Here is a 13,309-nt window from a genome sequence, read left to right on the forward strand (position 1 = left end):
CCCATGTTCAAGTATTTCCCAACCAACTACGTCTGGAACCTGTCCGTCGATCTGGCCATCGAAATGGGCGCCCGCATGGGCGAGATCGAAGCAATGTGCGCTCCGTTGCAGGAGGCTGCCAAGGCACCAGACGCAGCAGGCACCGCAGCATTCCGCGAAACATGGGCGCGAATGGCAGACAAGCTGTGCGAACTCGCTGCCGAAGATGAGGCCGCAGGCCGCGCTCTGTCCGCCGGAGAGAAGTACAGCCGCGCAGCCACCTACTATCTGACCGCTGAGCGGTTGCAGGCCCACGGCGCACCTGGCAGGACGGCACTTTACGGCCGCTTTCTGGAGGTATTTGCGAAGGGGCTGCAGCTGGGCCGCGAGAACTGCACTCGTGTCGAGATTCCCTATGAGGGCAAGCACCTGTCCGCGCTCTATGTGCGGGCTGAAGGCGTGAACGGGCCTGCCCCGATCCTGGTGCAAGTCAATGGCCTGGACTCCACCAAGGAGATGAAATACCGCGTTGGCCTGCCAAGTTGGCTGTCGCGCCGTGGTGTGAGTTCACTCATCGTTGATCAGCCTGGAACCGGAGAAGCATTGCGCCTTCACGGCATGACAGCGCGCTTTGACAGTGAGCACTGGGCAAGCCGCATCGTCGACTGGCTCGAACAGCAGCCGGACGTGGACTGCAAGCGGATTGGCCTTGAAGGCGTGTCGCTCGGTGGCTACTACTGCCCGCGCGCGGTGGCGTTCGAACCGCGGTTCGCCTGCGGGGTCGTTTGGGGCGCGAACCACGATTGGCGGGATGTGCAGAAAAAGCGCCTCGCCAAGGAAGGCAGCCTCCCTGTCCCGCACTACTGGGAGCACGTGCGCTGGGTCTGGGGTGCGAAGGACATGGATGACTTCATGCGCATCGCTGAGCAAGTGCATCTGGACGGCGTCCTGGACCGCATCCACGTGCCTTTCCTCGTCACGCACGGAGAAAAAGACTCCCAGATTCCCCTGCAGTGGGCGCACCGGACTTACGAACAGCTGGTCAACAGCCCAAAGCGAGAACTCAAAGTCTTCACCGAGCGAGAAGGCGGCGTCCAGCACAGCAGCTTCGACAACAGCATCAACGCAGGCCACTACATCGCCGACTGGGTGGCCGAGACCCTGGGCGGTCATACCGCCTGAGCCCGAAAAGCAAGACCTAGGAAACACACAGATGAAAATCATCGGACCCGATGCACTCGTATTCGGAGTGGACGACGTAGCTGCCTGCGAGCAGTACCTGACCGACTATGGTCTCACCCGCAGCGACGCGCCGGGGCAACAGGGCCGCTTTGAGGCGCTCGACGGCACATCGGTGGTGGTACTCGCGAAGGATGATCCATCGCTGCCAGCCCCCATGGGCACGGCCAGCATGCTGCGCGAAACGGTGTACGGTGTAGCCAACCAGGAGAGCCTGGATGCCATCGAGGCTGAACTGGCGAAGGACCGGCAGGTCCGCCGCACGGACGGAGTGCTGCGCGCGGTCGATGACATGGGGTTCGCGCTCGCGTTCCAGGTGACCGTGCGCAAACCGATCTCCTTGCCAGCCGAATCGGTGAACGCACCTGGCGCGGCGCCGCAGCGTGGCGCCAATGCGCTGGGCCTTTCGACGGACATGGCGGCCAAGCCGCGATCCCTCTCTCACGTTGTCTACTTCGTTCCCGATGCGGTCAAGGCCGAGGCGTTCTACGAACGGCTGGGATTCGTATGCACCGACCGTTTCACCGGTGTCGGCCCTTTTCTGCGGCCTGCGGGTACCAGCGATCACCACACGCTGTTCATGATCCAGACGCCCCCTTTCATGAAGGGGTGCGAGCACTTCACCTTTCACATGGGCGGGCCTACCGAGGTCATGCTGGCCGGCACCCGCTTCGTGGAAAAGGGGTACCAGAGTTTCTGGGGGCCCGGGCGTCACCGCTTCGGCAGCAACTGGTTCTGGTACTTCAATTCGCCGCTGGGCTGCCATGTCGAGTACGACGCGGACATGGACCTGCACGACGAGGCCTGGGTGGCTCGGGAGGCTCCCATGAGCGCGGACGCTTCGCAATTGTTCTTGTTCCAGCACCGCGAGAAGTGGGCGCCTTCGGGGCCACCTCCAGGAGCTGGTGCGGCAAAGGGCTGATCGTGAGACTGTGCCATCTCCGGGACCTTCCTCGGAATGGAGCGCGCGGGTTCGATCCTCACGGCGAAGGGCAGGACAGCGTTTTCATCGTGATGTGCGAAGGAGAGCCACTCGCCTATGCCGATTCGTGCCCGCACCACGGGACACCGATGGCGTGGCGCAAGGACCAATACCTCAACGCGGCTGGAGATCGCATCGTCTGCGCCGCCCACGGCGCGCATTTCGAGATCTCGACGGGCATATGCACCTTGGGGCCCTGCCTGGGTGATGCGCTGACCCCCATTGAGATCCATGTTGAGCGTGGCGGAGAGATTCACGCCCGACTACAAAACTACAAGGAGACAAGTTCATGAGTTCACTGTTTCGCCGCATCCTGATCATTGGCGGCGGGTTTTCCGGGATGGCCGCTGCCATCGAGTTGCGCAAGCAAGGCATCGCGGTCGATCTGGTCGAGATCGATCCCGGTTGGCGCAGCTACGGCGCGGGCATCAGCCTGGGCGGTGCAACACTGCGAGCCTTTCGCCAACTGGGAGTTCTGGACGAATTTCTTTCTCAAGGCAGTGCCGCGGATGGAGTGCACCTATGCAGCCCCATGGGTGACAGGATTGGCAACTTGCCTACGCCGCGTATCGCCGGGCCCGATGTCCCCGGTGGTGGCGCCATCTTGCGTCCAATACTTGCGAAGATCCTTGCCGATGCAACGCGCGCCTCGGGCGCCGATGTGCGTCTGGGATGCAGCTTTACCAAGATCCACCAGGACGCTGAAGGTGCAGAAGTGCACTTCACTGACGGCCAAAGCCGTCGCTACGACTTGGTGATTGGCGCAGATGGGTTGTACTCCACGGTTCGCGAAGCGATCTTTCCCGACTCAGAAAAGCCGAAGTACAGCGGTCAGGCTGTATGGCGCGCCGTCTTGCCACGTCCCGCCGAGGTGGAGACGGCCACGATGTGGCTGGGCCCTCGGATAAAGCCAGGCGTCAACCCTGTGTCCAAGTCCGAGATGTACCTTTTCGTCACAGAGCCACGGCCAAGCAATGTGCACGTTGAGCCATCGACATTCGCGAGCCATCTGCGTGGGCTACTCGATGACTTCCCGGCGCCGGCACTGCAGCGAATCAAGTCGCAGATCGGGCCTGATTCGCAGATCGTCTATCGCCCCCTTGAAGGCCTGCTTCTGCCGCGGCCCTGGTTCAAGGGGCGGGTGGTGCTCATCGGTGACACCGTCCATGCGACCACGCCGCACCTGGCTTCTGGCGCCTGCATCGGTATTGAGGATGCACTGGTGCTCGCGGAGGAATTGGGCCGTGCTGTGGAGGTCGAGACCGCGCTTGCCTCATTCGAAAATCGTCGCTGGGAGCGCTGCCGTATGGTCGTCGAGAACTCGGCACGTCTGGGTGAGATCGAGATTGCCGGGGGTGACAAGGAAGAGCATTCGCGCATCATGCGCGAGTCGTTGATGACTTTGGCTCAGGCTATCTGAGGGTTTCAACATGGTTGCTACTACTTCGTTTCGAGGCCGTGCCGCCCTCATGGCGGGCCATTGCGCCGGCATGGTGGATCTTGTCGCCCTTCCTGTGTGGGTGGGAGTACTGATCTCTTTCTACCGCTTCGACCCGCAGCAAGCTGGCTTGCTGGCAACACTGTTTCTCGCCGGAGCGGTCGGCGCAAGCCTCTTTCTAGCGCCGATATTCCATCTGCTGGTTGGACGGTGGGTTGCAGCAGTTGGGTTTGGGTTGGCTGCTCTGGGGTTCGCTGTGGCGTCGACCACTTCGAGCTTCGGTGTGCTCGCTGTTTTGCACATCGGTGCGGGCGTGGCTGCGGGTGCTGCTTTGAGCGTGACGCATGGGACGATTGCCAGCAGCGCGAATCCACATCGGATGTTTGCTGTGGTTGGCATGGCGCTGGGCGTTTTCGGGATCGTGTTCATGGCAGCTGCGACCAACCTTGTCGCGGCGCGTGGTGGCGCAACGCTCTTTCAGATCTTCGCTGTGGTTATGGTCGCCGGCGCTGTGTTCGCGCTCCTCGGATTTCCTGAAAAGGACAAGGGGACGCTCGTCTCCCAAGATAAAGCTGCCTCCCTGAAACTGCCTCGCGCCGTCTGGTGGGGCGCTGCAGGCGTCGCCTCGATGGGTCTGGTGCAGTCGATGATGTTCAGCTTCCTGGAGAGGGTGGGGGCGGATCGAGGCTTCTCCGCACAAGCGGTGACGGCTGTGCTCATCGCACTTGGATTCGTCAATTTGATCCCTGCGGCACTTGCCGCGTGGCTGGAGAAGCGCTGGTCCGTCCGCAGCGTCCTGATGGCTGGACCTCTAGCGCAAGCGCTTCTGGTGCTAGTGATAGTCAATGGCTCGTCCTACGCCCCGTATGCAGCCGCTGCATCCGTGTTTGCAGCAGTCATGATCTTCACCCACACGTTTGCTTTCGGAGCACTTGCCCAACTCGATCCGAGTGGTCGAGCACTGTCGGCGACCCCCGCAATGTTGATGGTCGGTGCGGCCATCGGGCCCATTCTCGGCGGGACGCTGGTCAAGCAGTTTGGTTACGAAAGCCTTGGACTCGCTGCTGTCGCTATCGATGCCTTGGCCATCTACGCCTTCACACGTATTCCCAAATCGTCGGGACAAAAGAACCTTATTGGAGCAACCGTATGAGTAAACAACAACACACGACCACTCGGCCGGCATTGAGCCGGCGAGCCCTGCTTGTATCGCTGGCTGGTACCGGCCTGGGCTCCTTTGCCGTCGCCCAAGAGGGGCGCCACGTGACGATCATCGTTCCGCAGCCAGCAGGAAACCCCAGCGACGTGTTTGCCCGAAAGCTCCAGATCCAGCTTCAGAAGTCGCTGGGCCAGACGGTGATTGTGGAGAACATGCCCGGAGCAGGCGGCTCGATCGGAGTCCAAAAGATGCTTAACGCCCCTTTGGACGGACTGACCGCAGTGATGGTGTCTCAGACGGAGCCCATCCTCACACCTGCATCCCTCGCCAGCGTCCGCTACAAGCCCGAGCAGATGAAGCCTGTAGGCCTGCTTGGGCGCACAAGCTATGTGCTTGCCGGCCGGCCCGACCTGGCTGCGCAAAAGCATTCGGAGCTGTTGACCTTGGCGCGAGCGGCGGACAAAACCGGCAAACCCCTCACCTTCGGCCATATCGGACCCGGATCGATGATTCATCTGATGGGCGCGCAGTGGGCTCGCATGTGCGGCGTCCAACTCGTTCACGTTCCCTACCGTGGCGTTCCACCCGCCGTCCAGGATCTGGCAGGAGGACAGATTGACCTTTCATTTGTCCCCCTCGGCGGCCTGGCGCTTGATCTCATCACCACCGGCAAGCTGCGCGCTTTCGGCAGTACTGCGGACCAATCTCCCGCGCTTTTGCCGAAGGTTCCCCCACTGAAGACCCTGGATACTGCTTTGCAGTCGTTCGTCCACACGGCGTGGGGTGCGCTGCTGGTGTCTCGCGCGACGCCGGATGCCGCACTCAAACGCTTGCACCAGGCCTTCGAGGCGGCCATGCGGGATCAGGAAGTGCAAGCGTTCCTGAAAAGCCAGGGAACCGACCCGCAAGCTCCATTGTCACTGGCAGCGCTAGACAAATTTTACGAAGCGGAAGTCCAAAAGCACCAGGCGCTCGCCCGCGCCGTTGGTGTCGTTCCCGAATGACGTACTCCAAAGCATTGCCATGAAGAAGCCTCAGCACCGATTTGTAGACCTGTCGATCTACTTGGAGAACGACGTTCTGTCGGACCCTCCACCACTCGCCCCCAAGATCACGTACCAGAAGCATGCCGAGACGCTGCCGGAGTTCATGGCCATGATTCCGGGCACCACGCCGGAGGACTATCCTGATGGCGAAGCTGCAGCGGCCGAGTGGGTGACGCTTACGACGCACAATGGCACGCACCTGGATGCTCCCTGGCATTTCCACTCCACGCAAGACGCCAAACTGGGCGGATCACGCCCTTCGATAACGATTGACCAAGTCCCGCTTGAATGGTGCTTCCAGCCCGGGGTCAAGCTGGACTTCCGCCACTTCCCCGACGGCTATGTGGCGACGGCCGCCGATGTCGAGGCAGAGCTGCAACGCATAGGGTATGAGCTGCAACCACTGGACATCGTTGTCGTCAACACCCGTGCTGGAAGCCGATACGGCCACCCGGATTACCTTGGCGCTGGCTGCGGCATGGGGTACGAGGCGACGATGTATCTGCTGGAGCGCGGAGTACGTCTGACCGGCACGGATGCCTGGAGCTGGGATGCCCCGTTCTCGTACACGGCTGCCAAGATTGCCGAGACTGGAAACAAGGCGCTGATCTGGGAGGGCCACAAGGCTGGCCGCGACATTGGCTATTGCCACTTGGAGAAGCTGCACAACCTGGAGTCAATTCCCGCCACGGGCTTCACCATTAGCTGCTTCCCGCACAAGATCCGTGGCGCGTCTGCCGGATGGACCCGCGCGGTTGCCATTTTCAGTGAGGAGTCGGCGTGACTCTGCCCCCCATTCACCGCGTGGTCACCGGCCACAACGCGCAAGGCCAGGCGGTGGTCAGCAGCAGTGGGCCGTTGCCTAAGGTGGTCGAGCTCGATGCGGTGCCCGGCACCGTATTTCATGAGGTGTGGAGTACTTCCGAGACGCCGGCCCGCATTTCGAACGGCGCTGATCCCACCACTGGATCGTTGATCCTGCCTCCGCCAGCGGGCGGCACTCGCATCAGGTTTGTCGACATTCCGCCGGACACCGAAGAGTTCCTGTCGCGTGGCGCAGAGCGGATGCAGCAAGCGTTCGAACAAATCGGCGACGTGGAAGCTTCCACCGTGAAGCACAACTCTCCCCATCCCTTGATGCACCGGACTGAATCCGTCGACTACGGGGTGGTGATCGAGGGAGAGCTTACGCTGGTGCTCGACGAGGGCGAGGTGCAACTGCGCGCGGGGAGCGTGGTTGTCCAAAGAGGAACCAACCATGCCTGGGCGAACCGGTCGGATCGCATTTGCCGAATGCTATTTGTGCTCATCGCTGGTGAATACGAAGACGAAATTGGCGCTGCCTCGAAGGTAGCTTGAAAACAAGGTGGCAAGGCGAGGCCGCAACTTTGTGGCCTGCCCTGCAGGTCTGCAACAGCAGCTAAGGCCAAGCGCTCCACAACACATACAGGAGAGCAACAATGAACCCGAACCCCATCCGCCGTTCCATGGTGCTTGCAGCCTTGTCGGCGCCCGCATGGGCCGCCGCTGCATGGCCCACGAAGCCGGTCCGCATTGTGCTGCCCTTCGCTTCGGGGGGCAGTTCCGATGTCGTTGCACGTCTTCTGGCTGACAAGCTGACAGCCAGCCTGGGCAAGCCAGTGATCATCGAAGCGAAGCCCGGCGCGAACGGAATCATCGCCACTGAGGCTGTATTCCGTAGTACAGACGGCCATACGCTGCTCATGACCAGTGCCGCGCATGCCATCAATGCGAGCCTCTATCCGAAGCTGCCCTACGACAGCTTGCGGGACTTTGCACCGGTGTCAATGGTCGCCAGCCCTGGCCCGTTGGTGTTGGCAGTTCATTCAGGACTTCCGGTCAAAAATCTTGCAGAGCTGATCGAACTGGCCAAGCGTGAGCCTGGCACTCTGAGCTATGCGTCTGCCGGCATCGGCAACGTGTTGCACCTGGCCGGCGAAATGCTTTCACAGCAGGCGGGAGTTCAGTTGCTACATGTGCCCTACAAGGGCGCCGCACCAGCCTTGAACGACCTCGCAGGTGGCCAGGTCAAAATGATGTTCAACAGCGCCCTGGCATTGGCTCCCATGGTCAAGGATGGACGAGTGCGGCTTTTGGCGCAGACGGGTGACCGCCGGTCTGCGGCGCTTCCTTCGACATTGCCGACGGTTGCCGAGACCCGGAGCTTGGGCGGTTTTCAGATCAGCGCGTGGTTTGGCCTCCTCGCTCCTGCGTCGCTCCCGAGTGCCGCAGTGGGTGAACTGAATGCAGCGTGCGTGGCTGCGCTCGCGCAACCGGACATGATGGAGAAGCTGGCTTTGCTCGGTAGCGCTGAACCTGCGAAGCAGACCCCGCAGGAGTTCGGCAGCTTCCTCTCGGCTGAGATCGGGCGCTACTCGCAAGTCGTCAAGTCGGCGGGCCTGAAGCTCGATCAGCCTTGAGCGGTGCAGGGCCTCATACCGTGGCGCCCCGCCGTAAAATGCATCGATGACGTTCGACAAGGCTTATCGTGGTGCGCGCCCGCGAAGTGGTGCGATAGAGCTCGACGAGCGGCGTTGGCGAGCCGCTGAACACATGTACACGGAAGAGCCTCTGGATGCGGTCCCCTCAGAGCAGATCCGCAGCTCCAGCAAGGGGCGGCCCTGGCACGGGATGTCCCTGTGGCACCAGCTTGCGGGCAACGATGATCTGTACATTCCCGCGGCCGGAAAGCATTGCATCATCGTGCGGCGTGGTCCTTCTACGGGACTCATGCAGCGCCACGGTTCCGCTACACATGTCAGCCAGTGGAATACGGGTGAGATCGTCCTGCTGCCCGAGCGTACCCCGAGCTTCTGGCGCACGGAGTTGGACCGTGACAATATCCATCTTGATCTTTCCCCCTTGTGGCTTGAACGGGTGCAAGAGGGTGAAGGACGTGCCGTAGCGCTGCGTAGTTGCTTTGGCGCAAAAGACCCGCTCCTGAGCCGGATGGTGCACATGCTGATGCTTTCGCTCGATGACAACAGCTCCATGCAGCCTCGGTTTGCAGAAGGTATCGCCACCAGCGTTGCGGTGCATCTCCTTGAGCACTACCGGGATTCAGATCCTCAGACGGAGCGAATCGCCTTGCTGTCGGCCCGGCAACTGAAACGGGTTGAGGATCTCGTCGAGTCTCAGATGGATGAGGCAGTCCCGTTGGAGGCCATGGCAGCACAGACCGGCCTCAGCGTCTTTCATTTTTCCCGCTGCTTCAAGGCAACGAGCGGCGAGACTCCCCATCAGTTCGTACTGAATCGGCGCCTGGACCGCGCCAAGACGCTGCTCTTGGATTCACAACGATCTGTTGCCGAGGTCGCTGCAGCGATCGGCTTTTCAACACCGTCCCATTTCGCACAGGCCTTCAAACGGCGGTGGGGAGCAACACCGGGGCAGTTTCGTCGAGACCACTAGTTCGACCGCAGGTTTCAGACAAAACCCGCAAGATATCGATAGTTGAAAAGGTCAGGGTTCCCATACTGCTGTTCGCGCGCCAAGCTTATCGGTCCGGCATCCATGCTCGGGCGATGTGCTGGCGCCACAAGAACTTCATTTGGGGACATACATGATTTCTCGACGTGCTCTTCTGCAGTCTTCCGTCGCACTGCCATTCGCAACCAACACGCTCGCTCAGCCAGCATCCGCATTTCCTCGGAAAGCGATTACATGGGTGGTGCCTTATCCAGCTGGTGGGTTTGGTGATGCCGTGTCCCGAGTGCTCACGCAGCATTTGGCGACCACGCTAAAACAGCCTGTGATCGTGGACAACCGCCCTGGCGCGGGCGGGCAGATTGCTGCGGCCTACGTGAAGCAGCAACCGGCTGATGGCCACACGCTGTTCTACGGAGACATCGGGCCGTTCGCAATGAATGCGGCTCTCTACCCAAAGCTGAGCTACGACACTCTCAAGGACTTCGCGCCTTTGACGCGCCTGCTCACTTCTTCGCTCATCCTTGTGGTGCCCGCCAACAGCCCCTTCAAGACGCTGGACGACCTCATCAAGGCCGCAAAGTCAGCCAAAGACGACAAGAGCCTGATGTATGGCTCGTTCGGTATTGGCAGCCAGCCGCATATCTGGGTTGAGATGCTGAAGCGGGAGACCAAGGGCAAGTTCCAGCATGTGGCCTACAAGGGGGCGGCCCCTGCTGTCCAGGACCTCATGGGCGGCCACATCGACATGATGTTGGATGTGACGGCCAACAGCATGCCGTACGTGTTGGAAGGCAAGCTGCGGGCGCTTGCAGTGGTCGGCAGCGAAAAGCGGCTGGAAAAGCTCCCCCAGGTGCAGACCTTGTCTGAGCTCGGCTATCCGGCGCTCAACATCCCCGGTTGGACGGGCGTTGTTGTTCGTGCGGGCACGCCAACGGACATCATGACGCAGCTGCACACGGCCGTGGCACAGGCGGTTCAGTCGGATGAGATCAAACGCCGGTTTGGCGACCTCGGCGTTGTTCCAGCACCCCAAAGTTCGGTGGACTTTGCACGCTACATCCAGACGGAAACTGAGCGCTGGGGTTCGGTGATTCGGGGCGCTGGTGTGGTGCTTGAATAGGCGGGGGATCTGATGAGCTCCACGCTGTTCGACCTCAAAGGAAAGGTAGTACTGGTCACCGGTGCAACCGGCGGTCTCGGTCTGGCCATCGTTCAGGCGATGAGTGAACATGGCGCGATCGTCCTCGTCTCGGATCTGGACCCTGTGCTGTGCGCCAGGTCGGTAGATAGGATCCGGCGTGCGTGCGGTATCGCGCACGACTTGCCCGCTGATCTGTCGAGGCTCGACGCGGCTGCGGAACTCGCGGCTTCTGCACTGGCGCTATACGGCCGGGTAGACGTTCTGATCTGTAACGCAGGCATGCAGGGCCCTGCGGGGCCAATCGGGCAAGCATCACCCGCTGACTGGCAGCGCGTTGTCGACCTCAATCTACGAGCATCTGTGGAGTTGACGACTGCCCTGCTACCAAAGATGGCCATGCACCCTGGCAGCAGCGTCATTCTGATGTCGAGCATCGCTGGCCTGCGCGGGAACAAATCTATCGGCCTTTACGGCGTCTCCAAGGCAGCTCTTGCACAGTTCGCGCGTAATCTGGCAGTGGAGTGGGGGCCTCTTGGTGTTCGTGTGAACTCCATCTCGCCAGGCCTGATTCGCACACCTCTCTCGGCCTCGTTCATCGACAACCCCTCTGCCATTGAGCGGAGGCTGTCGCTCACGCCACTGCGCCGGGTTGGGGAGCCGCACGAAATCGCTGGTGTAGCCGTGATGCTGGCCAGCCCCGCAGGTGGCTTCATCACCGGGCACAACCTCGTCGTTGATGGTGGAACAACCATCAGCGACGGAAACTGAACGCACAGGACAACAGATCATGAAATTTGCAACTTTGAAATCAGAGAGTGAGGACGGGCGCCTGATCGTCGTCTCACGTGATTTGAAACACGCCGCCGACGCGTCCGCAGTGGCGCTGAATTTGCAAGAGGCTGTTCGCAACTGGGACAGCTGCGTCTCGCAACTGCGAGCGCTCTACGAGCAGCTCAACGCGGGTAGCCTTGCGAATGCATTTGCGTTCGATCCGAAGCAGTGTGCCGCTCCATTGCCGCGTTCTCCTCAGTGGTGCGATGCCTCGGCGTTCTTGAATCACGGTCGTTTGATGGAGCGTGCTTTCAATACGGCGCCCATTCCTGACATGGACACGATTCCCCTCATGTACCAGGGCGCGAGTGATGACTTCCTCGGCCCTCATCAGGACGTCCCGCTTCCCAGCGAGTCGGATGGCATCGACTTCGAGGGCGAATTCGGCGTCATCGTTGGGCCCGTCGAAATGGGTGCCACAGCGGAAAAAGCTGAGCAATCGATCCGGCTTCTGGTGCAGATCAACGATTGGAGCCTGCGCGTGCTGGGGCCTCGCGAGATGCGCACGGGCTTCGGGTTCCTTCAGGCGAAGCCGTCCTGCAGCTTTGCACCTGTCGCCGTCACGCCGGACGAGCTCGGCGATGCCTGGCGCGAGGGTCGGGTCCAGTTGCGGCTCCACGTCGCATGGAATGGTGAGCGCTTTGGCGAGCCGCATGGTGGGGAGATGAACTTCAGCTTCGGTCAGCTCATTGCCCATGCAGCGCGGACGCGCCGCCTGTCCGCGGGAACCATCGTTGGTTCGGGAACAGTTTCGAACGTCGAGCGAGGGGCTGGCTCAGCGTGCATCGCCGAGCGGCGTGTCATCGAAATGATCGATCAAGGGAAGGCGGAGACCGGCTTCATGAAATTCGGCGATCGGGTCCAGATGGTGGCCAGGTTCGCCGACGGTACTGCAGGGCCATTCGGCGAGATCGACCAGCGTGTCGTTGAGTTCTCTCGATGAGCCACGTCATGGTGACAGGAAGCCAAGGCTTCATAGCGCAAGTTCTGATCAGGCGGCTGTTGAAGGACGGTCTGGGGGGGCAATCCGTCACACGTCTCACTGCGGTCGATATGGCATTCGAAGAAGGCATGGTCGATGACTCCCGCATTGACCGAGTCGCAGGCAGCATTCATGACCAGGCTGTGCAGTTCGCAGCGCTTCGGGAGGCACCGGACGTCATCTTTCACCTGTCAAGCGTCCCTGGTGGCGCTGCAGAGCGCAACCCTGACCTTGGGCGCCGGGTCAACTTGGACGCGACACTCGCGTTGCTCGAAAGCTGCAGAACGCTTGCGCGACCACCGCGCTTTGTCTATGCGAGTTCAGTCGCGGTGTATGGCGAGCAGCTTCCAGCGTCCATGGATGAAGACGCACCGCCTGCCCCGGCGTTGACATACGGCGCGCACAAGCTCGCATGCGAAATCCTGCTTGCCGACGCAAGCCGTCGTGGCTGGGTGGATGGCTGCTCGCTCAGGCTGCCGGGCGTCGTGGCGCGGCCAGGGGATGGCGAGGGCCTGATGTCTTCCTTCATGAGCCAGATTTTCTGGCGCCTCGCGAATGGCGAGCCCATCACGCTTCCCGTCTCTGCGGGCGCAACCTGTTGGTGGATGTCGGTAGGTGCTTGCGTCGATAACTTGCTGCACACCGCTGCAATGGACTCATCAAAATGGGGTGCTCACAGGTGCTATCAATTGCCCGTGCTGCATCTGAGCATTGAGCAGGTGGTGGTCGGCCTGGAGGCGGAGTTTGGCCGCCCCGTTGCCGGCCTCGTGCAGTACGAGCCGAATCCGCTGATTGAACGTCTCTTTGGGTCTTCACCTCCAATGCGTACGCCATCGGCTGAAGCAATTGGCCTATGCCACGACGGAAACCTCTCGCGTCTGGTGCGTCGCGCCGTGACCCATGACTAGTCGCATGGACTAACCATGGCGATGAGAGGTGCCACCTCTCACCTCGATCCTTTAGCTGCACGACTCGTTTAAATCGGCAGCCTGTCTTCAGCAACTTCGAAGGAGTCTTCTGCATTGGCACGCAGAAGGCTCCTTCGTGTTTTCCAACGCGTCT

Annotated in this window: 14 protein-coding genes; all 14 read left to right on the top strand. The window is 61.1% G+C overall.

What is annotated here, in order from left to right; genetic code table 11:
• Positions 1-3: 3 nt before the first annotated feature.
• Entirely contained in the window at positions 4-1,161 is a 1,158-nt protein-coding gene (locus CLU85_RS02795; protein WP_100408949.1) for a S9 family peptidase, read from the top strand.
• 31 nt (positions 1,162-1,192) lie between these two features.
• A complete protein-coding gene (locus CLU85_RS02800) occupies positions 1,193-2,140 on the top strand; it encodes a VOC family protein (RefSeq protein ID WP_100408950.1) in 948 nt (315 codons plus the stop codon).
• Positions 2,141-2,142: 2 nt separating this feature from the next.
• A complete protein-coding gene (locus CLU85_RS02805; protein ID WP_100408951.1) occupies positions 2,143-2,493 on the top strand; it encodes a Rieske 2Fe-2S domain-containing protein in 351 nt (116 codons plus the stop codon).
• Entirely contained in the window at positions 2,490-3,620 is a 1,131-nt protein-coding gene (locus tag CLU85_RS02810) for an FAD-dependent oxidoreductase (protein ID WP_100408952.1), read from the top strand. The genes CLU85_RS02805 and CLU85_RS02810 overlap by 4 nt, the downstream gene beginning before the upstream one ends.
• 10 nt (positions 3,621-3,630) lie before the next feature.
• Positions 3,631-4,791, top strand: coding sequence for an MFS transporter (locus CLU85_RS02815; RefSeq protein ID WP_100408953.1), 1,161 nt, complete (start codon positions 3,631-3,633; stop codon positions 4,789-4,791).
• On the top strand, positions 4,788-5,801 hold the full coding sequence (locus CLU85_RS02820; protein ID WP_232727706.1) for a tripartite tricarboxylate transporter substrate binding protein: 1,014 nt from the start codon (positions 4,788-4,790) through the stop codon (positions 5,799-5,801). The genes CLU85_RS02815 and CLU85_RS02820 overlap by 4 nt, the downstream gene beginning before the upstream one ends.
• 19 nt (positions 5,802-5,820) lie before the next feature.
• On the top strand, positions 5,821-6,627 hold the full coding sequence (locus CLU85_RS02825; protein ID WP_100408954.1) for a cyclase family protein: 807 nt from the start codon (positions 5,821-5,823) through the stop codon (positions 6,625-6,627).
• Positions 6,624-7,202 (top strand): cupin domain-containing protein, encoded by a 579-nt coding sequence (locus tag CLU85_RS02830; protein ID WP_100408955.1) that lies wholly within the window; start codon positions 6,624-6,626, stop codon positions 7,200-7,202. Before CLU85_RS02825 ends, CLU85_RS02830 begins: the two co-directional genes overlap by 4 nt.
• Before the next feature lie 101 nt (positions 7,203-7,303).
• Positions 7,304-8,284 carry a tripartite tricarboxylate transporter substrate binding protein gene (locus CLU85_RS02835; protein ID WP_100408956.1) on the top strand — a complete coding sequence of 327 codons (981 nt, stop codon included), beginning with the start codon at positions 7,304-7,306 and terminating at the stop codon, positions 8,282-8,284.
• Between the two features lie 46 nt (positions 8,285-8,330).
• Positions 8,331-9,275 carry a helix-turn-helix domain-containing protein gene (locus CLU85_RS02840; protein ID WP_100408957.1) on the top strand — a complete coding sequence of 315 codons (945 nt, stop codon included), beginning with the start codon at positions 8,331-8,333 and terminating at the stop codon, positions 9,273-9,275.
• Positions 9,276-9,567: 292 nt separating this feature from the next.
• The gene (locus CLU85_RS02845; protein ID WP_232727707.1) at positions 9,568-10,413 is read left to right on the top strand and encodes a tripartite tricarboxylate transporter substrate binding protein; all 846 of its coding nucleotides are present in this window, start codon (positions 9,568-9,570) and stop codon (positions 10,411-10,413) included.
• A gap of 12 nt (positions 10,414-10,425) precedes the next feature.
• Positions 10,426-11,202, top strand: coding sequence for an SDR family NAD(P)-dependent oxidoreductase (locus CLU85_RS02850; RefSeq protein ID WP_100408959.1), 777 nt, complete (start codon positions 10,426-10,428; stop codon positions 11,200-11,202).
• A 19-nt stretch (positions 11,203-11,221) separates the two neighbouring features.
• On the top strand, positions 11,222-12,208 hold the full coding sequence (locus tag CLU85_RS02855; RefSeq protein WP_100408960.1) for a fumarylacetoacetate hydrolase family protein: 987 nt from the start codon (positions 11,222-11,224) through the stop codon (positions 12,206-12,208).
• Positions 12,205-13,155: an NAD-dependent epimerase/dehydratase family protein gene (locus tag CLU85_RS02860; protein ID WP_100408961.1), complete on the top strand. Its 951-nt coding sequence runs from the start codon at positions 12,205-12,207 to the stop codon at positions 13,153-13,155. The genes CLU85_RS02855 and CLU85_RS02860 overlap by 4 nt, the downstream gene beginning before the upstream one ends.
• The last annotated feature ends 154 nt before the right edge of the window (positions 13,156-13,309 follow it).

Source organism: Acidovorax sp. 69, from assembly GCF_002797445.1.
Lineage (GTDB): Bacteria > Pseudomonadota > Gammaproteobacteria > Burkholderiales > Burkholderiaceae_C > Acidovorax.

Coding starts and splice junctions, on each gene's coding strand:
- CLU85_RS02825 (WP_100408954.1), top strand. CDS start 5,821: ATGAAGAAGCCTCAGCACCGATTTGTAGACCTGTCGATCTACTTGGAG.
- CLU85_RS02835 (WP_100408956.1), top strand. CDS start 7,304: ATGAACCCGAACCCCATCCGCCGTTCCATGGTGCTTGCAGCCTTGTCG.
- CLU85_RS02800 (WP_100408950.1), top strand. CDS start 1,193: ATGAAAATCATCGGACCCGATGCACTCGTATTCGGAGTGGACGACGTA.
- CLU85_RS02840 (WP_100408957.1), top strand. CDS start 8,331: ATGACGTTCGACAAGGCTTATCGTGGTGCGCGCCCGCGAAGTGGTGCG.
- CLU85_RS02820 (WP_232727706.1), top strand. CDS start 4,788: ATGAGTAAACAACAACACACGACCACTCGGCCGGCATTGAGCCGGCGA.
- CLU85_RS02850 (WP_100408959.1), top strand. CDS start 10,426: ATGAGCTCCACGCTGTTCGACCTCAAAGGAAAGGTAGTACTGGTCACC.
- CLU85_RS02795 (WP_100408949.1), top strand. CDS start 4: ATGTTCAAGTATTTCCCAACCAACTACGTCTGGAACCTGTCCGTCGAT.
- CLU85_RS02810 (WP_100408952.1), top strand. CDS start 2,490: ATGAGTTCACTGTTTCGCCGCATCCTGATCATTGGCGGCGGGTTTTCC.
- CLU85_RS02860 (WP_100408961.1), top strand. CDS start 12,205: ATGAGCCACGTCATGGTGACAGGAAGCCAAGGCTTCATAGCGCAAGTT.
- CLU85_RS02815 (WP_100408953.1), top strand. CDS start 3,631: ATGGTTGCTACTACTTCGTTTCGAGGCCGTGCCGCCCTCATGGCGGGC.
- CLU85_RS02855 (WP_100408960.1), top strand. CDS start 11,222: ATGAAATTTGCAACTTTGAAATCAGAGAGTGAGGACGGGCGCCTGATC.